This is a genomic window from Streptomyces sp. NPDC059850, from assembly GCF_042731515.1.
Lineage (GTDB): Bacteria > Actinomycetota > Actinomycetes > Streptomycetales > Streptomycetaceae > Streptomyces.
This window is the reverse complement of the sequence record NZ_JBHWJI010000091.1, coordinates 1-24448: the sequence shown is the minus strand read 5'-3', so window position 1 is coordinate 24448 and position 24448 is coordinate 1. Positions and strand designations below refer to the sequence as shown.

At 71.7% G+C, this 24448-nt stretch carries 20 protein-coding genes; 16 read left to right on the top strand and 4 right to left on the bottom strand.

Going from position 1 to position 24448, the window contains the following annotated elements:
- Nucleotides 1-114: 114 nt before the first annotated feature.
- From ACFV9T_RS40555 to ACFV9T_RS40540, 4 genes are all read right to left on the bottom strand, one after another.
- On the bottom strand, nt 115-2544 hold the full coding sequence (locus ACFV9T_RS40555) for a transglutaminaseTgpA domain-containing protein (protein WP_385448318.1): 2430 nt from the start codon (nt 2542-2544) through the stop codon (nt 115-117).
- Entirely contained in the window at nt 2541-3929 is a 1389-nt protein-coding gene (locus tag ACFV9T_RS40550) for a DUF58 domain-containing protein (RefSeq protein WP_385448315.1), read from the bottom strand. The genes ACFV9T_RS40555 and ACFV9T_RS40550 overlap by 4 nt, the downstream gene beginning before the upstream one ends.
- Nucleotides 3929-4978, bottom strand: coding sequence for an AAA family ATPase (locus ACFV9T_RS40545; protein ID WP_385448312.1), 1050 nt, complete (start codon nt 4976-4978; stop codon nt 3929-3931). Before ACFV9T_RS40545 ends, ACFV9T_RS40550 begins: the two co-directional genes overlap by 1 nt.
- Before the next feature lie 205 nt (nt 4979-5183).
- The gene (locus ACFV9T_RS40540; protein ID WP_385448309.1) at nt 5184-5687 is read right to left on the bottom strand and encodes a beta-class carbonic anhydrase; all 504 of its coding nucleotides are present in this window, start codon (nt 5685-5687) and stop codon (nt 5184-5186) included.
- Between the two features lie 409 nt (nt 5688-6096).
- Here ACFV9T_RS40540 and rsmH point away from each other — a divergent pair, with 409 nt between their 5' ends.
- From rsmH to ACFV9T_RS40460, 16 genes are all read left to right on the top strand, one after another.
- On the top strand, nt 6097-7056 hold the full coding sequence (gene rsmH, locus ACFV9T_RS40535; protein ID WP_385448306.1) for a 16S rRNA (cytosine(1402)-N(4))-methyltransferase RsmH: 960 nt from the start codon (nt 6097-6099) through the stop codon (nt 7054-7056).
- The gene (locus ACFV9T_RS40530) at nt 7053-7589 is read left to right on the top strand and encodes a septum formation initiator family protein (RefSeq protein ID WP_385448304.1); all 537 of its coding nucleotides are present in this window, start codon (nt 7053-7055) and stop codon (nt 7587-7589) included. The genes rsmH and ACFV9T_RS40530 overlap by 4 nt, the downstream gene beginning before the upstream one ends.
- Before the next feature lie 4 nt (nt 7590-7593).
- A complete protein-coding gene (locus ACFV9T_RS40525) occupies nt 7594-9576 on the top strand; it encodes a peptidoglycan D,D-transpeptidase FtsI family protein (RefSeq protein WP_385448302.1) in 1983 nt (660 codons plus the stop codon).
- A gap of 12 nt (nt 9577-9588) precedes the next feature.
- Entirely contained in the window at nt 9589-11352 is a 1764-nt protein-coding gene (locus ACFV9T_RS40520) for a UDP-N-acetylmuramoyl-L-alanyl-D-glutamate--2,6-diaminopimelate ligase (protein WP_385448299.1), read from the top strand.
- A 62-nt stretch (nt 11353-11414) separates the two neighbouring features.
- The gene (gene murF, locus ACFV9T_RS40515; protein ID WP_385448298.1) at nt 11415-12842 is read left to right on the top strand and encodes a UDP-N-acetylmuramoyl-tripeptide--D-alanyl-D-alanine ligase; all 1428 of its coding nucleotides are present in this window, start codon (nt 11415-11417) and stop codon (nt 12840-12842) included.
- Nucleotides 12843-12901: 59 nt separating this feature from the next.
- Nucleotides 12902-13969, top strand: a complete 1068-nt coding sequence (gene mraY, locus ACFV9T_RS40510) for a phospho-N-acetylmuramoyl-pentapeptide-transferase (RefSeq protein WP_385448321.1) — start codon at nt 12902-12904, stop codon at nt 13967-13969.
- Nucleotides 13966-15399, top strand: coding sequence for a UDP-N-acetylmuramoyl-L-alanine--D-glutamate ligase (murD, locus tag ACFV9T_RS40505; RefSeq protein ID WP_385448295.1), 1434 nt, complete (start codon nt 13966-13968; stop codon nt 15397-15399). Before mraY ends, murD begins: the two co-directional genes overlap by 4 nt.
- Nucleotides 15400-15459: 60 nt before the next feature.
- A complete protein-coding gene (gene ftsW / locus ACFV9T_RS40500) occupies nt 15460-17013 on the top strand; it encodes a putative lipid II flippase FtsW (protein WP_385448293.1) in 1554 nt (517 codons plus the stop codon).
- A 6-nt stretch (nt 17014-17019) separates the two neighbouring features.
- Nucleotides 17020-18114: an undecaprenyldiphospho-muramoylpentapeptide beta-N-acetylglucosaminyltransferase gene (gene murG, locus ACFV9T_RS40495; protein WP_009718661.1), complete on the top strand. Its 1095-nt coding sequence runs from the start codon at nt 17020-17022 to the stop codon at nt 18112-18114.
- A 13-nt stretch (nt 18115-18127) separates the two neighbouring features.
- Complete coding sequence (locus tag ACFV9T_RS40490; protein WP_385448290.1) at nt 18128-18925, top strand: cell division protein FtsQ/DivIB; 798 nt, start codon at nt 18128-18130, stop codon at nt 18923-18925.
- 277 nt (nt 18926-19202) lie between these two features.
- Nucleotides 19203-20438: a cell division protein FtsZ gene (gene ftsZ, locus ACFV9T_RS40485; protein WP_385448287.1), complete on the top strand. Its 1236-nt coding sequence runs from the start codon at nt 19203-19205 to the stop codon at nt 20436-20438.
- Nucleotides 20439-20481: 43 nt separating this feature from the next.
- Complete coding sequence (gene pgeF, locus ACFV9T_RS40480; RefSeq protein WP_385448284.1) at nt 20482-21213, top strand: peptidoglycan editing factor PgeF; 732 nt, start codon at nt 20482-20484, stop codon at nt 21211-21213.
- 3 nt (nt 21214-21216) lie between these two features.
- Nucleotides 21217-21936, top strand: a complete 720-nt coding sequence (locus ACFV9T_RS40475; protein WP_385448282.1) for a YggS family pyridoxal phosphate-dependent enzyme — start codon at nt 21217-21219, stop codon at nt 21934-21936.
- A 123-nt stretch (nt 21937-22059) separates the two neighbouring features.
- Nucleotides 22060-22674 carry a cell division protein SepF gene (locus ACFV9T_RS40470; protein ID WP_385448279.1) on the top strand — a complete coding sequence of 205 codons (615 nt, stop codon included), beginning with the start codon at nt 22060-22062 and terminating at the stop codon, nt 22672-22674.
- 73 nt (nt 22675-22747) lie between these two features.
- The gene (locus ACFV9T_RS40465; RefSeq protein WP_009718667.1) at nt 22748-23044 is read left to right on the top strand and encodes a YggT family protein; all 297 of its coding nucleotides are present in this window, start codon (nt 22748-22750) and stop codon (nt 23042-23044) included.
- Nucleotides 23045-23093: 49 nt separating this feature from the next.
- Nucleotides 23094-24278, top strand: coding sequence for a DivIVA domain-containing protein (locus ACFV9T_RS40460; protein WP_385448276.1), 1185 nt, complete (start codon nt 23094-23096; stop codon nt 24276-24278).
- The last annotated feature ends 170 nt before the right edge of the window (nt 24279-24448 follow it).

The following is a 24448-nucleotide window of genomic DNA, read 5'->3' as shown; positions in this document are numbered from 1 at the left end:
CACTGTATGCAGCCTTGTCTCGTGGGCTCGGATTTGTTTATAAGACACCGCCACCGGGTCCTTTCGTGGCGGCCGTCCGGGACCGGGCTGCCCCGGCCCCGGACGGCGTCCGGCTCAGCCTCGTTCGCCGCGCGGAGCGCGTAGCTGGGCTGCCCAGCGGGTCCAGCGGGGGGCTCCCCAGCGGTCCACCAGCGTGGACCAGCGGCGGGAGCCTGCCCACAGCAGCTGGACCGCCGAGCGCGGGGCCAGCAGGGCCCGCAGCCGCTCCCGGCGCCCGGCGCCGGACTGGAGCGCGGCCAGGACCACCCGTACGTCGTCGGCGACCCCGGCGACGGGCCGTGGTCGCGGCGCGTACAGCACCTGCTCGACCGCCGCGGCCACCCGCTGCGCCGCCTGGTTCGCCTCGTCGTCCAGCTCGGCGAGGAGCACGATCCGGGCCACAGCCTTGCGCGAGGTCTGCGAATCGTCCGGGAGGACGCCGAAGTCCCAGGCCGAATCGACCAGTTCGCGCCAGGCCGCCAGGATGCGGTCGGCGGCGTCCTGTTCGGTGCGCCCGCCGGAGCCGTCCAGTCTGCGGGCCCGTATCCGCCGCCGCCACAGCATGGGCAGCAGCGGCACCACGAACAGCAGCACCGCCAGCGAACTCCAGCTGGTGACCGTGGCCACCGACAGCCCGCCGCCCGAGGCGCCGTCACCGGGCTGCGGGACCGCGGCGGCCTCGCAGCCGCCCTGCTTCCGCAGCTCCGGTGCGCAGCTGTCCGAGGCGGACGGCGCGGCCGAGGGCTCGGAGCTGGTGCTCGGCTGGGACGACGGCTCGTCGGGGACCTCGCCCGACGGCGTCTGCTCCATCGTGTAGTCGGGCTGGGTGCCACGGCTCGGAGTGGGCTCGAAGCGGGTCCAGCCGACCCCCTCGAAGTACAGCTCGGGCCAGGCGTGGGCGTCCTTGAGCCCGACCGACACCGAACCGTCCGCCTGCGAGGTTCCGGGAGTGAACCCGACGGCCACCCGCGCCGGTATGCCCAGCGTCCGGGCCATCGCCGCCATGGAGAACGAGAAGTGGACGCAGAAGCCCGCCTTCTGCTTCAGGAACTTCGCGATGGCGGTCGAGCCGCTGCCGGACTGCACCTGGGTGTCGTACCGGAAGCCCCCGTTCACCGCGAACCAGTCCTGGAGCTTGACCGCCTTCTGGTACGCGTTCGCCGCGCCCCCGGTCACCTCGCGCGCGGTCCGGGCGACCACGGGCGGCAGCGAGTCCGGCACCTCGGTGTACTCGCGCCGCAGCCGCGGGTTCGGCGGCGGGGCGGTGGCCAGCTGGTCGGCGGTCGGCTCCACCAGCAGGCTGGTGACCCGGTAGCGGGCGCCCCGGGTGGTCTGGCCCCGGTCGCCGACCAGGGTGCGGCCCTCGGGCTCGTACCGCCAGCGCCCGTCGATCTGCACCTTGTCGGCCGGGTAGGGGAGCGGCAGCCAGTTCTGCGCGTACCACTCGGCGGCCGAGATGGACGTGTCGACGGAGGTGGTACGGACCGCGGGGCCGAGGCCGGTCGGCGCGGGCAGTCGGCTCGGCACATCGGTGACATGCCGCTCCGACGACTTCCACGAGGCGCCGTCGAACTTGTCGAGCGCCACGATCCGCAGATACATGTCCTGGGTGGTCTGCGAGGAGGTGCGGTACCGCAGCACTTCCCTGTTCTCCGGCTGGTTCAGGCTGTCCTGGAGCGACACCAGCGGGTTCACCGCCGAGATGGTGCCGCCGCCGTTGCCGGGTCCGCCGCCGCTGCCCTGCCGGTCCAGCAGCCCGCCGTCCAGGGAGGGCAGCACCGCGGGCACCGCGACCGCGATGCCCAGCGCCAGCACGCCGATCCGGTGACCGGCCCGGACCGGGGCCGCCGCCGGGCCGTCACCGGTCGCGGCCAGCCCCGAGGACGGCATGCCCGGCGCGCGCGGGGCGCCGCCGCTGAAGACGCGGCCCCAGGCCGAGAGCCGGTCCCGGCCCTCGGCCAGGAGCAGCAGCAGATAACCGGCGGCCGCGACCAGGAACCACACCCAGTCGCTTCCGTCGTCCGACAGACCCGCCGCGACCGAGTACAGCGCCAGCAGCGGCAGCCCGGCGGGGGCCGCGCTGCGGTAGGTCACCGCGAGCGCGTCGACCACAAGACCTATCAGCAGCACCCCGCCGACCAGCAGCAGCCGGATGCCGTCGGTGACCGGGGCCGGGGTCGCGTACTGCCCGACGTCGCTGGTGCCCTCGCGCAGCAGCAGCGCGAACTCGTTCAGGGCCTGCGGACTCGGCAGCACCCCCGCGAACGCCTGCCCGGAGGTGAAGACGACGGTGAGCAGCAGGACCATCACCACGCCCTGCGCCGCCACCGTCAGCGGACGGGCCAGCGGCACCCGGCGGGCGGCCACGCCCGCCGTGCTCTGGACCGCCAGCAGCAGGGCGGCCTGCAGCAGCCAGCCCGCCGGATCCACCAGCGGCAGCAGCGCGCACGCGGCCGCGGCCGTGGCGACCGCCGCGCAGACGGCCAGCCGAACGCTCCCACTCATCCCCAGCTCCCTGTCATGCCGCCGACGCCCGGACGCCCCGCCTCGGCCCGGGGGGCGCCCTGTCCGTCAGCCTGTCGCCACAGCTCCGCCAGCGAGGCGCCCGGGGCGACCGGCAGCGCCGTCCACCCCGCCTCGCGCAGCCGCCGCAGCCCGTCCTCCAGCGCCCGTGGGTCGGCGGGCTCCAGCCCCCGCGACCAGGCCGGTCCGTCCATGACGAACGCCACCGCCGCCGTGGTGCGGTGCCGCATGCGCCCGACCAGCGCCGCCTGCTCCTCGTCCAGCTCGCCCAGAAAGGCCACCAGCAGGCCCTCGCCCCCACCGCCGAGCACGTCGTACGCGGCGGAGAGCCCTTCCTCGTCGGAGTGGTCCACCACCGCGAGGGTGTCCAGCATCAGCCCGGCCGTCTCCGCGGAGTCATGCGTGGAACCGGCGAATCCGCCGCCGCCCTCCGGGCCGGGCACCGAGTGTCCGGTGTCGGTCAGCAGCCGGACCGCGTAGCCCCGCTCCAGCAGGTGCACCGAGGCCGAGGCCGCGCCGCACACCGCCCATTCGAAGGGGGAGTCGGGCCCCGCGCCCTCGTAGGCCTCGCCCCGGGTGTCCAGCAGCACCGTGCAGTGGGCGCGCTGCGGCTGCTCCTCGCGGCGCACCATCAGCTCCCCGTAGCGCGCGGTGGACCGCCAGTGCACCCGGCGCAGGTCGTCGCCGTGGCGATAACCGCGCGGGATCACATCGTCCTCACCGGCCAGGGCCAGCGAGCGGTGCCGCCCGTCCCCGTACCCCGCGGCCTCGCCGGTCAGCCGCACCGCGGGCAGCGGCTCGACCCGGGGCACCACGGTGAGCGTGTCGTACGCGCTGAAGGCGCGGGTCAGCTCGCACATCCCGAACGGGTCGTTGAGCCGCAGCTGCAGCGGGCCCAGCGGATAGCGGCCGCGCAGATCGGAGCGGACCCGGTAGGACACCTCGCGGCGGCCGCCCGGCTCCACCCGGTCCAGGACGAAGCGGGGGCGCGGCCCCAGCACATACGGCACCCGGTCCTGGAGCATGAGCAGCCCGGTGGGCAGCCGCGAAACGTTGTCCATGCGCAGGTGCACCCGGGCCTCGGAGCCCGACGGGACCCGCGCGGGCGCGAGCCGCCGGCTGCCCGCCACCCGGTACCGGGTGCGGTAGACCACGGCCACGCACACCAGGGGCAGCGCCGCCAGCAGCAGCCCCACCCGCAGCAGATCGGCCTGGCCCAGCACATAGCTGCACACCGCGGCGGCGACCCCGGCGGCCAGGAAGGAGCGGCCGCGGGTGGTCAGCCCGCCGAGCGCCGCCCGGAGCGTGCCCCGGTCCTCCCCGCCTCCGGTACTCCCGGGGCCCGCGCCCGTCCCCCCTGTGGTCATCACAGCCTCCGTGCGCCCGGCTGCTGCCCGTAGTCGACCGGGGGCATGGAGGGCACCGGGGGCATCGGTCCGCCGGTCCGCTGCGACGAGGTCGGCAGCGGGGTGCGCTGCAGGATGTCCGCGACGACCTGCTCGGAGGTACGCCGGTTCAGCTGGGCCTGGGCGGTCGGCAGCAGCCGGTGGGCCAGCACCGGGACGGCGAGTGACTGCACGTCGTCGGGAAGGGCGAAGTCCCGCCCGGCCAGCGCGGCCGCCGCCTTGGCGGCCCGCAGCAGGTGCAGCGTGGCCCGGGGCGAGGCGCCGAGCCGCAGATCGGGGTGGTTGCGGGTGGCGGACACCAGTTCCACCGCATACCGCCGGATGGCCTCGGCGACGTGCACCGAGCGCACCGCCTCGACCAGCTTGACGATCTCGTGGGCGTGCGCGACCGGCCGCAGGTCGTCCAGCGGGGAGACCCCGCCGTGCACGTCCAGCATCTCCAGCTCCGCCTGCGGGCTGGGGTACCCGATGGAGACGCGCGCCATGAAGCGGTCGCGCTGCGCCTCGGGCAGCGGATACGTGCCCTCCATCTCGACCGGGTTCTGGGTGGCCACCACCATGAAGGGGCTGGGCAGTTCGTAGCTCTCCCCGTCGATGGTGACCTGGCGCTCTTCCATCGATTCAAGAAGCGCGGACTGCGTCTTGGGGGAGGCGCGGTTGATCTCGTCCCCGATGACGATCTGGGCGAAGATCGCACCCGGTTTGAACTCGAATTCCTTGCGCTGCTGGTCGTAGATGCTCACCCCGGTGATGTCCGACGGCAACAGGTCGGGGGTGAACTGAATACGGCGCACCGAGCAGTCGATGGACCGCGCGAGCGCCTTGGCGAGCATGGTCTTGCCCACGCCCGGGACATCCTCGATCAGCAGATGCCCCTCGGCGAGCAGTACGGTCAGCGAAAGCCGTACGACCTCGGGCTTGCCCTCGATCACACCCTCCACCGACCGGCGGACCCGCTCCGCTGTGGTGGTCAGATCGCTGAGGCTCGCTCGTTCGTCATAGGTCGTCACCCGGCCCTCCTCGGCCCGTTCTCAGGGCCGATCTGTCCCCAAGAGGACGGAGCGGCCCACCGCAAACGCTGGCATCGGTCCCCCGCGGGGTTGCGGGGGACGATGTCATCTACGCATTCTTGCGGTCTTCGCCGTCTCGCGTCACTCGGCTGTGGATAACCCGGGGTTATTTGTCACGCTTGTACGAGTACGAGGGGAAAATCCCTCAGCCGCGGGGCTCGACTTCCCGCAGCAGACCCGTCGTCACATCGAAGACGAAGCCCCGGACGTCGTCGCGGTGGAGCAGGAACGGCGAGGTGCGCACCCGCTCCATCGACTGGCGCACGTCGGCGTCCAGGTCCTTGAACGCCTCGACCGCCCAGGACGGCCGCTGGCCCACTTCCTCCTCCAGTTCGTGCCGGAAGTCCTCGGTGAGGTTCAGCAGACCGCAGCCGGTGTGGTGGATCAGCACGACGCTGCGGGTGCCCAGCGCGCGCTGGCTGATGGTCAGGGAGCGGATGATGTCGTCGGTGACCACGCCGCCCGCGTTGCGGATCGTGTGGCAATCGCCCAGTTCCAGACCGAGCGCCTCGTGCAGATCGAGTCGTGCGTCCATGCAGGCGACGATGGCGACCTGCTGCACGGGGCGCGCGTCCATCCCGGGGTCGGTGAACTTGTCGGCGTACTGGCGGTTGGCCTCGACCAGGCGGTCGGTGACAGATATCGACATGGCTACGACCCTAAGCCCACCAGGGGATTTTGTCTTTTCTTTAGGTTGCGCAAACGAGGGCATTAGATGCGCCGAAGGAGTGATTGTGAGCCACTCCACACCCCCTGTGCGCCCTTCCGTCGCACGCTCGGCCGAGCGTTCCACTCCGGCGGCGGGACGCGCTGGCCGGTTGGTTGACCGAGGGGACGAGTGGACTAAAGTGGCGCGAAGTGGGAGGCGTGACGCTCCCCTTGGATCCCCGAAATTTTCGCGTGAGCGCGGTGCGTACGTACCCCTCGGCCTCCTCCCGCTCCGGTCGCCTGACGTCACTTCCCCGGCGCCAGTCGGCCACTTCCCCTTCAGAGCGGGTGGGGACCCGGCGGTGCGTACCCGCCACGCCCGACCCTCAGAAGGGCGCACGAGCAGCGCAATGAGCAGCAACGCTCTCCACGTTCCCGTCATGCTTCAGCGCTGCCTGGACATGCTGGCCCCCGCCCTCGCCGAACCCGGCGCGGTGGTGGTCGACTGCACGCTCGGCCTCGGGGGGCACAGCGAGGCGCTGCTGCGCAGCTTCCCCGCGGCCCGGCTCATCGGCCTCGACCGCGACCCGGACGCGCTCCGGCTGGCCGGTGAGCGGCTGGCCCCCTACGGCGACCGGGCGACCCTGGTGCACGCCGTCTACGACGAGCTGCCCGAGGTCCTGGACCGGCTCGGGGTGCCGCGCGTCCAGGGCGTCCTGTTCGACCTCGGCGTCTCCTCCATGCAGCTGGACGAGGCCGGGCGCGGCTTCGCCTACGCGCAGGACGCCCCGCTGGACATGCGGATGGACCAGACGGCGGGCATCAGCGCCGCCGAGGTGCTGAACACCTACCCGCCGGGCGACCTGGTGCGCATCCTGCGCACGTACGGCGAGGAGAAGTTCGCCAAGAAGATCGTGGACGCGGTGGTCCGGGAGCGCGCCAAGGAACCGTTCAGCAACAGCGCCCGGCTCGTCGAGCTGATCCGCGAGGCCCTGCCGCAGGCCGCCAAGCGCACCGGCGGCAACCCGGCCAAGCGCACCTTCCAGGCGCTGCGCATCGAGGTCAACGGCGAGCTGTCGGTCCTGGAGCGGGCCGTTCCGGCGGCCGTGGCGGCGCTCGCGGTGGGCGGGCGGATCGCCGTCCTGTCGTACCACTCGCTGGAGGACCGGCTCGTCAAGCAGGTGCTGGCGGCGGGCGCCGCCAACACCGCGCCGCGCGGCCTGCCGGTCGTCCCGGAGCGCTATCAGCCCCGGCTCAAGCTGCTCACCCGCGGCGCCGAGCTGCCCACCGAAGAGGAGATCGCCGAGAACCGCCGCGCCGCCCCGGCCCGCTTCCGGGGCGCGGAGCGCATCCGGGAGGACGCCCTGTGAGCGCGGCCGGGGGGAAGCTGGCCGGGGCGCCAGGCGCGGCTCCGGGGGCTGCCACGGCCCGGCGTACGCCGTTCGTGCTGCTCGTCGTCGTCCTGCTCGGCTCCGGCCTGATCGCGCTGCTGCTGCTGAACTCCTCCCTCAACCAGGGGTCGTTCGAGCTGAGCAAGCTGGAGAAGCAGACCGACGAGCTGAGCGACGAACGCCAGGCGCTCCAGCAGGAGGTCGACCAGCTCTCCGCCCCCGGCGCGCTGGAGCAGCGCGCCCGGGAGCTGGGCATGGTGCCCGGCGGCAGCCCGGCCTTCCTCAACCCGGACGGCACCGTGGCCGGGGTGCCCGCACCGGCCACCGGGCAGCCCTCGGTGGCGCACGCCCCCGGCCCGCTGCCCCCGCTGGTGCTCGACCCCACCCCGGCGCCCGCCCCGCCGGCCTCCGCCGAGGCGTCCGCCCCGGCCCCGGCCGTACTGCCGTCGGCGAGCCCCCTGACCCCGGCGTCCGGTACCGGCGCCGCGACCACCCCGGCCCCCGGCAGGTGACACGGTGACGCGACCCCAGGACCCCCGCCGACGGGTGCCCGGCCCGGCGGCGCCGCGCGGCGACCGCGACCGCCGCCCGCGCCAGGGGGAGCGGCGCCGCCCCTCGGAGCGCGGTCCGCGCCCCGGCGCGCAGCGCGGCGGGCGCCCCGGGAACGCGCCGGGACAGATCCGGCTGGGCAGCCCGCGGCCCCGGCTGCGGCTGATCAGCCTCGGCCTCACGCTCGTCATGCTGGCCTTCGTCGTCCGGCTGCTCCAGGTGCAGGCCGTGGACGCGTCCGCGTACGCCGCCAAGGCCAATGTCAACCGCTACATCCCGGTGAAGCTGTCCGCCGAGCGCGGGTCCATCACCGACCGCGACGGCGTCAACCTGGCCACCACCGTGGACGCGTACGACATCACGGCCGCCCCCGATCTGCTCACCCCGCGCAACGCCAAGACCAAGGACGCGCCCAAGCAGGCGGCCGCCCTCCTCGCGCCGATCCTCGGCAAGAACGAGGCGGACCTGGAGAAGAAGCTCACCGACAACCCGAAGTCGCAGTACGTCGTGCTGGCCCGGCAGCAGACCCCGCAGGTCTGGAACCAGATCAAGGACCTGAAGAACAACCTGGACGACGCCGCGGCCAAGGGCAAGGGCACCAACGTCCTCGCCGGGGTCAACCGGGAGTCGCACAGCAAGCGGGTCTACCCGAGCGGCGACCTCGCCGCCGGGATCCTGGGCTTCGTGGGCGCCGACGGGCGAGGCGCCGCGGGGGTCGAGCAGCTGCTGAACAAGAAGCTCGCGGGCAAGGACGGCAAGCGCGTCTACGCCCAGTCCGGCGGTCATCAGGTGCCCACCGGGGACGTCAGCGAACAGCCCGCGGTGCCCGGCAGCGACGTCGAGCTGACGATCGACCGCGACATCCAGTGGGCCGCCCAGAGCGCCATCTCCGACCAGGTGGAGAAGTCGGGCGCGGACCGCGGCTACGTCGTCGTCCAGGACACCCGCACCGGACGGCTGCTGGCCATGGCCAACGCCCCCGGCTTCGACCCCAACGACATCTCCACCGCGGACGGCGACGCCCTCGGCAACGCCGCGATCTCCGACGCGTACGAACCGGGCAGCGTCAGCAAGCTGATGTCCATGGCCGCCGTACTGCAGCAGGGCGCCGCCCGCTGGGACACCCAGGTGCAGGTCCCCAACCGGCTGCCGCGCGCGGGCCGGGCCTTCGCCGACGACATCGACCACCCCACCTGGTACCTCACGCTCAACGGGGTGCTCGCCAAGTCCAGCAACATCGGCACCATCCTCGCCACCGAGCAGCTGGGCAAGACCGAGAAGCAGAAGAACCGGATCCTCTACTCCTACTTGCGCAAGTTCGGCATCGGACAGCCCACCGGGCTCGGCCTCCCCGGCGAGACCCCCGGCATCCTGGCCAAACCACAGGACTGGAGCGCCTCGCAGGGGTACACCATCCCCTTCGGCCAGGGCCTGTCGCTCAACGCCGTCCAGGCGGCCTCCGTCTACTCCACCGTCGCCAACGGCGGCCAGCGCATCGCCCCCAGCCTGGTGCGCGGCACCCGGGGCCCCGGAGGCGACTTCACCCCGGCGCCCGCGCCCGAGAAGAACCGCGTGGTGAGCCCGAAGACCGCCAAGACGCTCGCCGAGATGCTCGAATCGGTCGTGGACAACCAGGAGGGCACCGGCACCAAGGCGAAGATCCCCGGCTATCTGGTCGCGGGCAAGACCGGCACCTCCAACCGCGTGGACCCGAAAACCGGCCAATACCATGGCTACACCGCTTCCTTCGCCGGTTTCGCACCAGCCGACAAACCGCGCCTCACGGTCTACTGCGCGGTGCAGAATCCGACCAAGGGCAGCTATTTCGGCGGCCAGGTCTGCGGTCCGGTCTACAAGAAGGTCATGGAGTTCGCGCTCAAGTCGCTGCAGGTCCCGCCGACCGGCAAGCAGCCCAAGCGGCTCCCCGTCAGCTACAGCCCGGGCCAGTGAGCGGGTTCAGCCGTGACGACGATCACGCCGGATCCCGGGAACCAGGGGCCGGTGCGCCGCTGCTCGGGCGCCGGATTTCGCGACGGAGCGGGTGGGCCGGGTACGCTCACCGCCGTGCCCCAAGCTGATCAGTCTCAAACCCCTCAGAAGGACGTTTCTGTGGAATACCCGGGAGCGCCCCGCCCCCTCCAGGTCCGCCCCGTACCGCTCGCGGAGCTGGCGGACCAGCTGGGTGTCGATGCCTCCGGCGTCCCGGCGGAGGCCGCGGTCACCGGGATCACCCATGACTCGCGCGCCGTGCGCCCGGGCGATGTGTACGCCGCGCTGTCCGGCGCCCGGCTGCACGGCGCGGACTTCGCCGCCCAGGCCGCCGACCTCGGCGCGGCCGCCGTGCTGACCGACCCGGACGGCGCCGAGCGCGCCGCCGCCACCGGGCTGCCGGTCCTGGTCGTGGACAACCCGCGCGGCCGGATGGGCGCGCTGGCCGCCACGATCTACGACGAGCCGGGCCACAGCCTGCTGCAGATCGGCATCACCGGCACCTCCGGCAAGACCACCACCGCCTACCTCGTCGAGGGCGGCCTGCGGGCCGCCGCGGCGAAGGCCGGCGGCGGTCCCACGGGGCTCATCGGCACCGTCGAGATGCGCATCGGCGACGAGCGCATCAAGTCCGAGCGCACCACCCCCGAGGCCACCGACCTGCAGGCGCTGTTCGCGGTGATGCGCGAACGCGACGTCCACTCGGTCGTCATGGAGGTCTCCAGCCACGCCCTGGTCCTCGGCCGCGTCGACGGCTGCGTCTTCGACGTCGCGGTCTTCAACAACCTCTCCCCGGAGCACATGGAGTTCCACTCGGGGATGGAGGACTACTTCCAGGCCAAGGCCCAGCTGTTCACCAAGGCCCGCAGCCGGGCCGGAGTGATCAACTACGACGACGAGTACGGCCGCCGGCTCATCGAGCAGTCCGAGGTCCCGGTCACCACCTTCTCCGCCGAGGGCCACCCCGACGCCCACTGGCGGGCCGCGGACGTCGAGGTCGGCCCGCTCGGCTCGACCTTCACCGCGATCGGCCCGAACGGCGAGACCGTACGGGCCGAGGCCCCCATCGCGGGCCCGTTCAACGTCGCCAACGCGCTCGCCGCCCTCGTCTCGCTCGCCGTCGCCGGGATCGACCCGCAGACGGCCGCGGACGGCATCGCCGCCGTCCCCGGCGTGCCCGGGCGGCTGGAGCGCGTCGACGTGGGCCAGCCGTACCTCGCGGTGGTCGACTACGCCCACAAGACCGACGCGGTGGAGTCGGTGCTGCGCGCCCTGCGCAAGGTCACCGACGGCAAGCTGCACGCCGTCCTCGGCTGCGGCGGCGACCGCGACCGGCTCAAGCGCGGACCGATGGGTTCCGCGGTGGCCCGGTACGCCGACACGGCCGTGCTGACGTCGGACAACCCCCGCTCCGAGGACCCGCTCGCGATCCTCGCCGCGATGCTCGCGGGCGCCGCCGAGGTGCCCGCGCACGAGCGCGGCGACGTCCTGGTCGAGGAGGAGCGGGAGAAAGCCATCGCCGTCGCCGTCGCCCGCGCGGAACCCGGTGACACCGTGATCGTCGCAGGCAAGGGCCATGAGCAGGGCCAGGAGATCGCCGGGGTGGTTCGCGCCTTCGACGACCGCCAGGTCCTGCGGGAAGCCATCGAACTCAGCGAGCGAACCAAGGGGCCCGGTACGCGGCACCCCGAGGCGAGCCAACCGCACGGGCACACACCTCAAGACAACCAGGGATGACAGACCGCCATGCGCGCACCAGCCCCCTCCAGGCAGCTCTCCCGCACGGCCGGAGGTGATCAGTGATCCCACTGTCCCTCACCGAGATCACCGGCCTCGTCGGTGGGCAGCCGCACGACATACCGGACCCTGACCTGAAGGTCACCGGTCCTGTCGTGATCGACTCCCGCGAGGTGCGGCCCGGGAGCCTGTTCGCCGCGCTCCCCGGGGAGCGCGTGGACGGCCACGACTACGCGCGCGGCGCGGTCGAGGCGGGTGCGGTGGCGATCCTGGCCACCCGCCCGGTCTCCACACCGGACGCCCAGGTTCCGGCGATCGTCGTCCCCGACGTCGTCGCCGCCATGGGCGCGCTCGCCCGTGCCGTCGTCGAGCGGCTGGGCACGACCGTGGTCGCGCTCACCGGCTCCGCCGGGAAGACCAGCACCAAGGACCTCATCGCCCAGCTGCTCCAGCGGCACGGCCCGACCGTGTGGACGCACGGCTCGTTCAACAACGAGATCGGGCTGCCGCTGACCGCGCTGCGCGCCGACGAGTCGACCCAGCACCTGGTGCTGGAGATGGGCGCCCGAGGCAAGGGCCACATCCGTTATCTGACGGACCTCACCCCGCCCCGCATCGGGCTCGTCCTCAACGTCGGCACCGCGCACATCGGCGAGTTCGGCGGCCGGGAGCAGATCGCCGAGGCCAAGGGCGAACTGGTCGAGTCGCTGCCCGCCGCCGAGGACGGCGGGGTGGCGGTGCTCAACGCCGACGACCCCCTGGTGCGCGCCATGGCGTCCCGTACGAAGGCCCGTACCGTCCTGTTCGGCGAGTCCGAGGGCGCCGACGTACGTGCCTCGAATGTCCGGCTTGCCGACGGCGGCCGTCCCGCCTTCACGCTTCACACCCCTACCGGGTGCGGTGACGTGACCATGCGCCTGTACGGTGAGCACCACGTGTCGAACGCGCTCGCCGCGGCCGCCGTCGCCCATGAGACGGGCATGTCCGTCGACGAGATCGCCGTGGCGCTCTCCGAAGCGGGGCAGCTCTCCCGCTGGCGGATGGAGGTCACCGAGCGCTCGGACGGCGTGACGGTTGTCAACGACGCCTACAACGCGAACCCCGAGTCCATGCGAGCCGCGCTGCGCGCGCTGGCCGCGATGGGCGCCGCAACACCGGGGCGTCGCACGTGGGCGGTGCTGGGCCCGATGGCCGAGCTGGGCGACGACTCGCTGGCCGAGCACGACGCGGTCGGACGGCTGGCCGTCCGGCTCAACGTCAGCAAGCTCGTGGCGGTCGGCGGCCGGGAGGCCGCGTGGCTGGACATGGGCGCCAAGAACGAGGGTTCGTGGGGTGAGGAGTCGGTGCACGTGTCCGACGTGCGGGCAGCGGTCGATCTGCTGCGGAGCGAGCTGCGACCGGGGGATGTCGTGTTGGTAAAGGCATCCAGGTCGGTCGGCCTGGAGGCACTCGCGCAGGCGTTGCTCGAGGGTGAGGTCACCGGCCGATGAGCATGGGGCAGCTCCTCCTCGCCGATGGCCTCGCCGCGGGAGAAGAACACGTAGGCGCCATGAGGCAGATCCTCTTCTCCGGGGCCATCGGGCTCTTTCTGACCCTGATCGGCACACCGCTGCTGATCAAGCTGCTCGCCCGCAAGGGCTACGGCCAGTACATCCGGGATGACGGCCCGCGGACGCACGGCAGCAAGAAGGGCACGCCCACCATGGGCGGTATCTCCTTCATCCTGGCCACGCTGATCGCCTACGCGGTGACGAAGGTGATCACGGGCAGTGAGCCGACCTTCTCCGGTGTGCTGGTGCTCTTCCTGTTCGCGGGAATGGGCCTGGTCGGCTTCCTCGACGACTACATCAAGATCGTCAAGCAGCGCAGCCTGGGCCTGCGGGCCAAGGCCAAGATGGCCGGTCAGCTGATCGTCGGTGTCGCCTTCGCGATCCTCGCGCTCAACTTCGCCGACGCGCGCCAGCAGACCCCGGCCTCCGACCGGCTCTCCTTCGTCCAGGACTTCGGCTGGTCCTTCGGCCCGGTGATCTTCGCGATCTGGGCGCTGTTCATGATCCTCGCGATGTCGAACGGCGTGAACCTCACCGACGGCCTCGACGGTCTGGCCACCGGCGCCTCCGTGATGGTCTTCGGCGCCTACACCTTCATCGGCGTCTGGCAGTACCAGGAGTCCTGCGCCAACGCGCGGACCCTCACCAACCCCTCGTCCTGCTTCGAGGTGCGCGACCCGCTCGACCTCGCGGTCGTCGCCTCCGCGCTGATGGGCGCCTGCTTCGGCTTCTTGTGGTGGAACACCTCGCCCGCCAAGATCTTCATGGGCGACACCGGCTCGCTCGCGCTCGGCGGCGGCCTCGCGGGGCTCGCCATCTGCTCCCGCACCGAGCTGCTGATGGCCGTCCTCGGCGGGCTGTTCGTCCTGATCACCCTCTCCGTGGTCATCCAGGTCGGCTCGTTCCGGCTCACCGGGCGCCGGGTCTTCCGGATGGCACCACTCCAGCACCACTTCGAACTCAAGGGGTGGAGCGAAGTCCTTGTGGTGGTCCGGTTCTGGATCATCCAGGGCATGTGCGTGATCGTCGGACTCGGCCTCTTCTACGCGGGCTGGCGGGCTTCGTGACCATCGACGTCACCGACCTCGCCGGACGGCATGTCACCGTCGCCGGACTCGGCGTCTCCGGGGTCCCCGCAGCGCGTGCGCTGCGGGGCCTCGGGGCCACGGTGACCGTCGTCAACGGAAGCGACGGCGAACCCCAGCGCGCCCAGGCGGCCGAACTGGAGCCGCTCGGCATCACGGTCCGGCTCGGCGACGGAGACACGTTGCCGGACGGCACCGAGCTGATCGTCACCACCCCCGGCTGGAAGCCCACCAGCCCGCTCTTCCTGGCCGCCGAGAAGGCGGGCGTCCCGGTCTGGGGCGACGTGGAGCTGGCCTGGCGGCTGCGCGGCCCGGACTCCGCGCCCTGGCTCGCGGTCACCGGCACCAACGGCAAGACGACCACCGTGCGCATGCTGGCGTCCATCCTGGAGGCCGCCGGGCTGCGCACCGCCGCCGTCGGCAACATCGGCGTCTCGCTCCTGGACATCGTGCTCGGCGATACGCCGTACGACGTGCTCGCCGTCGAGCTGTCCAGCTACCAGCTGCACTGGGCGCCCTCGCTGCGCGCCCACTCCGGCGCGGTCCTCAACCTCGCCCCCGACCACCTCGACTGGCACGGCTCCATGGCGGCGTACGCGACCGACAAGGGCCGGATCTACGAGGGCAACCAGGTCGCCTGCGTCTACAACGCCGCCGACCCCGCCACCGAGGACCTGGTCCGGGCCGCCGACGTCGAGGAGGGCTGCCGGGCGATCGGCTTCACCCTCGGCACGCCCGGCCCCTCCCAGCTCGGCGTCGTCGAGAACATCCTCGTCGACCGCGCCTTCGTCGAGAACCGGCAGAAGAACGCCCAGGAGCTGGCCGAGGTCGCCGACGTCAACCCGCCCGCGCCGCACAACATCGCCAACGCGCTCGCCGCCGCGGCACTGGCCCGCGCCTACGGCGTGCCGCCCACGGCCGTACGGGACGGGCTGCGCGCCTTCCGCCCGGACCCGCACCGGGTGGAGCACGTCGCGGACGTCGGGGGCGTGAGTTACGTGGACGACTCCAAGGCGACCAACACCCACGCCGCCGAGGCGTCGTTGGGCGCGTACGAGCACATCGTGTGGGTCGCCGGCGGCCTCGCCAAGGGCGCCACCTTCGACGACCTCGTCACCACGGCCGCCGGGCGGCTGCGCGGCGCGGTGCTGATCGGCGCCGACCGCGCCCTGATCCGGGAAGCGCTCGCGCGACACGCAGCGGATGTCCCGGTCGTGGACCTCGACCGGACCGACACTGGGGCGATGGCGGCGGCTGTCCGGGAAGCGGCCCGGCTCGCCCGACCGGGCGATACGGTCCTTCTGGCCCCGGCCTGCGCCTCGATGGACATGTTCACCAACTACAACAAGCGGGGCGACGCCTTCGCCGCGGCGGTTCACGACCTGGCCCCGGGCCCGGTCGCGGACGAGTAGGAGCCCGCAGGTCCCCCGCGAGGACCACCGCTCGCGCGGAGAACCTGGAGGGGATACGACATGACGCCTGACCAGCCCGCCGCGCCACGGTCCCGGCCAGCCGGTGCGACCACCGGCCGCCCAGGCCCACGGGCGGGCGGCGCCGCGCGGCCACGGCCCGCCGCGCGGGCCAAGGGCGCGGCGGCCTCCCCGGACAGGACGGCGGCGGGCAAGGTGGCGGCGGGCAGGACCGCGGCGGCCAAGGCGACCAAGGCGGCCGTGGGCAAGGTGGCGGCGGGCAAGGGCCGTCAGGGCGCTCCCGGGGCCCCACGCCGCCCGGTGATCCGAACTCCGGCCCGCCCCTCCCGTGGCAGCCTGCTGGAGGCCCTGCGGGGCACACAGCAGCGCGCCAAGAAGGCCTGGGACCGTCCGCTCACCGCGTACTACCTGATCCTCGGCGGCGCCGCGCTGATCACCGTGCTGGGCCTGGTGATGGTCTACTCCGCCTCCCAGATCAAGGCGCTCCAGTCGGGTCTGGCGCCCTCGTACTTCTTCCGCAAACAGCTCTTCGCGGCGGTGCTCGGCGCCGCGCTGATGCTGCTGGCCGTGCGCATGCCGATCAAGCTGCACCGCGCCTTCGCCTATCCGCTGCTCGCCGCCTCGGTCTTCCTGATGTGCCTGGTCCAGGTGCCGGGGATAGGGATTTCGGTCAACGGCAATCAGAACTGGATCTCCTTCGGCGGCCCGTTCATGCTCCAGCCGAGCGAGTTCGGCAAGCTCGCGCTCGTCCTGTGGGGCGCCGACCTGCTCGCCCGTAAGCAGGACAAGCGGCTGCTCACGCAGTGGAAGCACCTCCTGGTGCCGCTCGTCCCGGCGGCCGCCCTGCTGCTCGGGATGATCATGCTGGGCGGCGACATGGGCACCGCGATCATTCTCTCGGCGATTCTTTTCGGCCTGCTTTGGCTCGCGGGCGCCCCCACCCGGCTCTTCGCGGGCGTGCTCGCCTTCGCCGGCGTGATCGGCCTTCTGCTGATCAAGACCAGCGCCAACCGGATGTCCCGGCTCGCCTGCATCGGCGCAACCGAGCCCGGAGCCAACGATCAGTGCTGGCAGGCGGTGCATGGGATCTATGCTCTGGCCAACGGCGGATGGTTCGGTTCCGGACTCGGGGCCTCCATGGAGAAATGGGGCGAACTCCCCGAACCGCACACCGACTTCATCTTCGCCATTACCGGGGAGGAACTCGGCCTGGCGGGGACGCTGTCGGTGCTCGTCCTCTTCGCGGCTCTAGGCTATGCGGGTATCCGCGTGGCCGGACGCACGGAGGACCCCTTCGTGAGGTACGCCGCGGGAGGCGTGACCACCTGGATCACGGCGCAGGCCGTGATCAACATCGGTGCGGTGCTCGGCTTGCTGCCGATCGCCGGGGTTCCGCTCCCGCTGTTCTCCTACGGAGGGTCCGCCCTGCTGCCGACCATGTTCGCCGTAGGTCTGCTGATCGCCTTCGCACGGGCCGAGCCCGCCGCGCGGGCGGCACTGGCCATGCGGCAGCCTGCTTTGCGGAAGAAGCTGGCTCGGGTGAGACGGAAGACGATGAGACGGCGCGTCAAGGAACGGCCGTCCGGAGAGCGGTGAATTTCGGTGCATGTCGTACTCGCCGGTGGGGGGACCGCCGGCCACATCGAGCCCGCGCTCGCCCTCGCGGACGCCCTGCGAAGGCAGGATCCGACCGTGGGGATCACGGCGCTCGGCACGGAGCGCGGGCTTGAGACCCGCCTCGTGCCCGAGCGCGGCTACGAACTCGGGCTGATCCCGGCCGTCCCGCTGCCACGCAAACCCACACCCGAGCTGATCACCGTCCCCGGACGGCTGCGCGGCACGATCAAGGCCGCCGAGCAGATCCTGGAGCGCACCAAGGCCGACTGCGTGGTCGGCTTCGGCGGCTATGTGGCCCTGCCCGGCTATCTGGCCGCCAAGCGGCTGGGCGTGCCGATCATCGTCCACGAGGCCAACGCCCGGCCCGGGCTCGCCAACAAGATCGGCTCGCGCTACGCGACGTCCGTCGGGGTCTCCACCCCCGACAGCAAGCTCCGGGGCGCCCGCTACGTGGGCATCCCGCTGCGCCGCTCCATCGCCACCCTGGACCGGGCCGCGGTCCGCCCCGAGGCACGCGCGGCCTTCGGCCTCGACCAGAACCTGCCGACGCTGCTGGTCTCCGGCGGTTCGCAGGGCGCCCGTCGGCTGAACGAGGTCGTCCAGCGGGTCGCCCCGTTCCTCCAGCGGGCCGGAATTCAGGTCCTGCACGCGGTCGGGCCGAAAAACGAACTGCCGCATGTGGACAACATGCCCGGAATGCCGCCCTACATCCCGGTACCGTACGTGGACCGGATGGACCTCGCGTACGCCGCGGCCGACATGATGCTCTGCCGCGCGGGCGCGATGACCGTCGCCGAGCTGTCCGCCGTCGGGCTCCCGGCCGCCTACGTCCCGCTGCCCATCGGCAACGGCGAGCAGCGGCTCAACGCCCAGCCGTTGGTCAAGGCGGGCGGCGGACTGCTGGTCGACGACGCCGAGCTGACGCCCGAATGGGTGCAGAGCAATGTGCTCCCGGTGCTCGGCGACCCGCACCGGCTGTACGAGATGTCGCGGCGCGCCGCCGATTTCGGCCGCCGGGACGCCGACGAGCTGCTGGTCGGCATGGTGTACGAGGCAATCGCGGCACGCCGCCAGGCGTGAGAAGGCAGGGAGCGTGGCCGGACCGACGACCGCCGAGAGCGGTTCACGACGGGCGTCGCCGTCCGGCCCGCCCCCGCGCCTCTTCACGGCGCGGCGCAGGATCCGCCTGCCCCGCCGCCGCACCCTGATCGTCGCCGCCGTGGTGGCGGCCCTGCTGGGCGGCGGCACCGGCTGGCTGCTGTACGGGTCGAGCTGGCTGCGGACCGAGCGGGTGACGGTCACCGGCGCGGACGTGCTCACCCAGGCCGAGGTCCGCGAGGCCGCGGCCGTCCCGCTGGACACCCCGCTGGTCGCGGTGGACACCGGAGCGATCGGGCAGCGGCTGCGCGACCGGCTGCCGCGGATAGCAAAAGTGGACGTATCCCGGTCATGGCCGCACACCATCAGTCTTGATGTGACGGAACGCAAGGCCGAAGTGATTGTCGAAGAGGGCGGGAAGTTCCGCGAAGTGGACGCCGGTGGCGTGCGGTTCTCGCGCCTGACCAAGCGGCCGAAGGACGTTCCACTGCTCGAAATGGAGCCGGACCGGTCGCCGAGTTCACGCCATTTCGGCCCGGCGCGGCTGCGCCGCGAGGCCGTCCGGGTGGTCGCCGGGCTCCCGGCGAAGGTCCGGGCGGACACGCGCTCGGTCCGGGTCCGTTCGTACGACTCGATCACCCTGGAGCTGTCTCGGAGCCGTACGGTCGCATGGGGGAGCGAGGAGCGCGGCGCGGCGAAGGCCAAGGCGCTCACGGCGCTGATGAAAGCGCGGCCCGACGCCGGTCACTTCGACGTCAGCGCGCCGAGCGCGCCCGCGGTGTCCCGTAGTTGACGGGGATAGCGGCAGGCCAGCACCCTGGTTGGCTAGCCCACTGGGTGATCACATAGGGTGAAAAGAAAAGCGGTCGGTTCGGCGTGTTCATTGAACGCGCGCCACTTGTCGACTTAGTGTCCTGTTCCGAAGACTCCGGGAAACAGAGGCACTGGTAACCCTAAACTTCAGCGTTAGGGTTGGGGTCGGCAATCGGAACCGTCCCATTCGGCATCAGTCGGCGCACCGCGGCAACAGCGGGGTGGCGACACGTAACTCGAGGCGAGAGGCCTTCGACGTGGCAGCACCGCAGAACTACCTCGCAGTCATCAAGGTCGTCGGCATCGGCGGCGGTGGCGTGAATGCCATCAACCGGATGATCGAGGTCGGGCTCAAGGGCGTCGAGTTCATCGCGATCAACACCGATGCGCAGGCCCTGCTGATGAGTGACGCGGACGTCAAACTCGACGTCGGCCGTGAGCTCACTCGTGGACTGGGCGCCGGCGCCAACCCCGATGTCGGCCGCAAGGCCGCCGAGGACCACCGCGAGGAGATCGAGGAGGTCCTCAAGGGGGCCGACATGGTCTTCGTGACCGCGGGCGAGGGCGGCGGCACCGGCACCGGTGGCGCCCCCGTGGTCGCCAACATCGCGCGTTCGCTGGGCGCCCTGACGATCGGTGTGGTCACCCGTCCGTTCACCTTCGAGGGCCGCCGCCGCGCCAACCAGGCCGAGGACGGCATCGCGGGGCTGCGCGACGAGGTCGACACCCTCATCGTCATTCCGAACGACCGGCTCCTGTCGATTTCCGACCGCCAGGTGAGCGTGCTCGACGCGTTCAAGTCGGCGGACCAGGTGCTGCTGTCGGGTGTTCAGGGCATCACCGACCTCATCACCACCCCCGGCCTGATCAACCTCGACTTCGCGGACGTCAAGTCCGTGATGTCCGAGGCGGGCTCGGCGCTCATGGGCATCGGCTCGGCGCGCGGAGACGACCGCGCGGTGGCCGCAGCCGAGATGGCGATCTCCTCGCCACTGCTGGAGGCGTCCATCGACGGCGCCCGGGGCGTGCTGCTGTCCATCTCCGGCGGCTCCGACCTCGGTCTGTTCGAGATCAACGAGGCCGCCCAGCTGGTGAGCGAGGCCGCCCACCCCGAGGCCAACATCATCTTCGGTGCGGTCATCGACGACGCGCTCGGCGACGAGGTCCGGGTCACCGTGATCGCGGCGGGCTTCGACGGCGGCCAGCCGCCCGCGAAGAGCCAGAACCGCGACAAGGTGCTCGGCTCGTACAACGGCGGCCGCGAGGAGAGCACGAGCAGCCAGGCGCCCCGTCAGTCCGCCCCGGAGCCGGGCCGTCCGTCCTTCGGTGGCCTCGGCAGCGTCACCCCGCGTGAGGAGGAGCCCGCACCGGAGCCCGCTCCGGTCGCCGAGGTTCCGCCGCCGCCCCCGGTGTCCACCCCGCAGGTCCCGCCGGCCCGTCCCTACCAGGACAGCCAGGCCGAGGAACTGGACGTGCCGGACTTCCTGAAGTGAGCCGGCTGCCATGGCTCCACGGCGACCCTGAAGCGAATCAGCAGTGATAGCGCAACAGCACGACGCGAGCGGCGCGCACTTCGCCTTCACCGACCGGTGGGGCGGGGTGAGCGCCGCTCCGTATGACGAGCTGAACCTCGGCGGCGCGGTGGGGGACGACCCCCAGACCGTGCGGACCAACCGTGAACTGGCGGCCAAGGCGCTCGGCCTGGACCCGTCGTCCGTCGTCTGGATGAACCAGGTGCACGGCCGGGACGTGGCCGTGGTCGAGGGCCCCTGGACGATCGGTGAGATCCCCTCGGTGGACGCGGTGGTGACTTCGCGTCGGGGGCTCGCCCTCGCCGTCCTCACCGCGGACTGCACCCCCGTGCTGCTGGCCGACCCGGTCGCCGGTGTCGCCGGTGCCGCCCACGCGGGGCGGCCGGGGCTGGTCGCCGGAGTGGTCCCGGCGGTGGTCGAGGCGATGACGGCTCAGGGCGCGGACCCGGCCCGGATCGTGGCCCGAACCGGCCCTTCCGTTTGCGGCCGGTGCTACGAGGTCCCCGAGGCGATGCGCGCCGAGGTCGCGGAGACGGTGTCCGAGTCCTGGGCCGAGACCAGCTGGGGCACCCCGGCGGTGGACGTGGCGGCCGGGGTACGGGCCCAACTCGCCCGGGCCGGCGTGGAGATGGATGGACAATCTCACATCTGCACGCTGGAATCCGCGGATCACTTCTCGTACCGGCGCGACCGCACCACGGGGCGGCTCGCGAGCTATGTCTGGTTGGACGGCTGAGCTGTGACGGATCGCAAGACGGAACTGGCCGCGAATCTGGCAACGGTGGAGGAACGTATCTCCGCCGCCTGCGCCGCCGCCGGTCGCAAGCGCGAAGAGGTGACCCTGATCGTGGTCACCAAGACGTATCCGGCGAGCGATGTCCGTTTGCTCGCGGAACTCGGCGTGCGGCACGTCGCCGAGAACCGCGACCAGGAGGCCGCCCCGAAAGCTGCGGAATGCGCCGATCTGCCATTGATCTGGCATTTTGTCGGGCAATTGCAGACCAATAAGGTGCGTTCTGTATGTAGTTATGCCGATGTGGTGCAATCGGTTGATCGCAAGCGATTGGTCGACGCGCTCTCGGGTGCGGCCGTGGGGGCCGCGCGCGAGTTGGGTGTCCTGATTCAAGTGGCGCTCGATGTGGACTCCGGTGAGCGGGGTCAGCGGGGAGGCGTCGGTCCGGACGGAGTGGGCGCGCTCGCCGACGCCGTGGCCGCGGCCGACGGGCTGCGGCTGGACGGGCTGATGACCGTCGCGCCGCTGGCCGGCCGCTACGCGGACCAGCCGCGGGCGGCGTTCGGCCGGTTGATGGAAATCTCATCCGGCCTGCGCGTGGCTCATCCTGCTGCGAACATGGTCTCCGCGGGAATGAGCTCAGATCTGGAAGAAGCGGTTGCGGCGGGAGCGACACATGTGCGCGTCGGCACCGCGGTACTCGGAGTCCGACCCAGGCTCCGGTAACGTCGCGAAGAAGTCGGACCACAGCAGAAAATATGGTCATTCCCGTCAAAAGACGGGCAGGCCGCGTGGATCCAGGGCATCCGGTGGCGGAGCCGATCCACCACAGAGCGGAGGACGCAGAGAATGGCCGGCGCGATGCGCAAGATGGCGGTCTACCTCGGCCTCGTGGAGGACGATGGGTACGACGGCCGGGGGTTCGACCCCGACGACGAATTCGAGCCCGAGCCGGAGCCTGAGCGGGAGCGTCGGCGTCATCCGGCAGCGGAGACCGAAGCGCGGCCGGAGAGGGGTGAATCTGTGCGAGTCGTCCACCCCCCCGCACAGCGTGAACCAGCTCCGCTTGTGACGGAAAGCAGACAACCCGCGCGAATTGCCCCCGTGGCGTCTATCACACCTGAACGTCAGAACTTGGAGAAGAACGCACCGGTGATCATGCCCAAGGTTGTGTCCGAGCGGGAGCCGTACCGCATCACCACACTGCACCCCCGGACCTACAACGAGGCCCGTACTATCGGGGAACACTTCCGTGAGGGCACCCCGGTGATCATGAATCTGACGGAGATGGACGACACGGACGCGAAGCGACTTGTCGACTTTGCCGCCGGACTCGTGTTCGGTCTCCATGGGAGCATTGAGCGCGTGACGCAGAAGGTGTTCCTGTTGTCTCCTGCTAACGTCGATGTCACGGCGGAGGACAAGGCCCGTATCGCAGAGGGCGGGTTCTTCAACCAGAGCTGAGACGCAACACGGCAACACCGAGTCATCCGAGGCCGCAAGGCCGCGTACGAAACAGGGGAGAGGGACGCGCGAGATGAGCATCGCACTACAGGTGATCTACATCGCGCTGTACTGCTTCCTGATCGTGCTGATCTTCCGGCTGGTGATGGACTACGTCTTCCAGTTCGCACGCTCGTGGCAACCCGGTAGGGCGATGGTGGTCATCCTCGAGGCCACCTACACTGTGACCGATCCGCCACTCAAGCTGCTGCGGCGGGTCATCCCGCCGTTGCGTCTCGGGGGTGTGGCGCTCGACCTGTCCTTCTTCGTGCTGATGATCATCGTCTGGATCCTGATCACCGTCGTGAGCAATTTTGCGAGCAGGGTGTGAACGATACGGTCTTGCCGGTTGCCGACGACTACGTTGAGGTGAAGTAGAGATGCCGTTGACCCCCGAGGACGTGCGGAACAAGCAGTTCACGACCGTCCGCCTCCGAGAAGGCTATGACGAGGACGAGGTCGATGCCTTCCTCGATGAGGTCGAAGCCGAACTGACCCGGCTGCTACGCGAGAACGAGGACCTGCGCGCCAAGCTGGCCGCAGCCACCCGGGCCGCCGCACAGAGTCAGCAGCAGCAAGGCATGCGCAAACCACCGGAACAGCAGGAGCGACCCGGCGCCCCTGTTCCCGCCGCCATATCCGGACCGCCGCAGCAGCAGGGTCAGCCTGGCCCGCCGCAGCAACAGCAGCAGCAACAACAGCAGCAGCAACAGCAGCAGATGGGTGGCCCGCCGCAGCTTCCGGGCGGTGCCCCGCAGCTGCCGGCCGGTCCGATGGGCCAGGGTGGCCCCGGTCCGATGGGGCAGGGCGGCCCCGGCGGTCCTGGTGGCCCCGGCGGTCCCGGTCCGATGGGCCAGGGCGGCCCCATGGGGCCCGGCGGGCCCATGGGCGGCCCGATGGGCGGTCCCGGCGGCCCGCAGCTGCCGCAGCCGGGTCAGGGCCCGGGCGGCGACAGCGCCGCGCGCGTGCTGTCGCTCGCTCAGCAGACCGCTGACCAGGCGATCGCGGAGGCCCGTTCCGAGGCCAACAAGATCGTCGGCGAGGCTCGCAGCCGCGCCGAGGGCCTGGAGCGCGACGCCCGCGCCAAGGCGGACGCGCTGGAGCGGGACGCGCAGGAGAAGCACCGTGTCGCGATGGGCTCCCTGGAGTCCGCTCGTGCCACGCTCGAGCGCAAGGTCGAGGACCTGCGTGGCTTCGAACGCGAGTACCGCACGCGGCTGAAGTCGTACCTGGAGAGCCAGCTGCGCCAGCTGGAGAACCAGTCCGACGACTCGCTGGCCCCGCCGCGTACCCCGGCGACCGCGTCGCTGCCGCCGTCCCCCTCGATGAGCGGGTCCATGGCTTCCTCGGGCGCCGGCTCGATGGGTGGCCACACGATGGGCGGCAACCAGTCGATGGGCGGTGGCCACCAGCAGAACGGCGGTGCGCCGTCGTACGGTGGTCAGCAGCAGATGTCTCCCGCGATGACCCAGCCGATGGCACCGGTGCGGCCGCAGAGTCCGCAGCCGATGCAGCAGGCGCCTAGCCCGATGCGGGGCTTCCTCATCGACGAGGACGACAACTGACGCTTCGCGCGTCAGCGCGTCTCGGCAATCACGGGCCGGGGGGCGGGGGCGGTATGTGGCCGGGGCGCGCCCGTGGGGGTGGGGGGGGGGGTTGCCCCCCCCCCCCCCGCCCGGGACCCGGGGGGGGGCGCCCCGCCCCCCCCCCCCCGCCCGGCTCAGAGGCCTACCGG

Bases quoted from the DNA above. Each gene is read 5' to 3' on its own strand.
- mraY (WP_385448321.1), top strand. From the start codon at position 12,902: ATGAGGCAGATCCTCTTCTCCGGGGCCATCGGGCTCTTTCTGACCCTG.
- ACFV9T_RS40460 (WP_385448276.1), top strand. From the start codon at position 23,094: ATGCCGTTGACCCCCGAGGACGTGCGGAACAAGCAGTTCACGACCGTC.
- ftsW (WP_385448293.1), top strand. From the start codon at position 15,460: ATGACGCCTGACCAGCCCGCCGCGCCACGGTCCCGGCCAGCCGGTGCG.
- ACFV9T_RS40470 (WP_385448279.1), top strand. From the start codon at position 22,060: ATGGCCGGCGCGATGCGCAAGATGGCGGTCTACCTCGGCCTCGTGGAG.
- ACFV9T_RS40550 (WP_385448315.1), bottom strand. From the start codon at position 3,929: ATGACCACAGGGGGGACGGGCGCGGGCCCCGGGAGTACCGGAGGCGGG.
- ACFV9T_RS40540 (WP_385448309.1), bottom strand. From the start codon at position 5,687: ATGTCGATATCTGTCACCGACCGCCTGGTCGAGGCCAACCGCCAGTAC.
- ACFV9T_RS40465 (WP_009718667.1), top strand. From the start codon at position 22,748: ATGAGCATCGCACTACAGGTGATCTACATCGCGCTGTACTGCTTCCTG.
- rsmH (WP_385448306.1), top strand. From the start codon at position 6,097: ATGAGCAGCAACGCTCTCCACGTTCCCGTCATGCTTCAGCGCTGCCTG.
- ACFV9T_RS40555 (WP_385448318.1), bottom strand. From the start codon at position 2,544: ATGAGTGGGAGCGTTCGGCTGGCCGTCTGCGCGGCGGTCGCCACGGCC.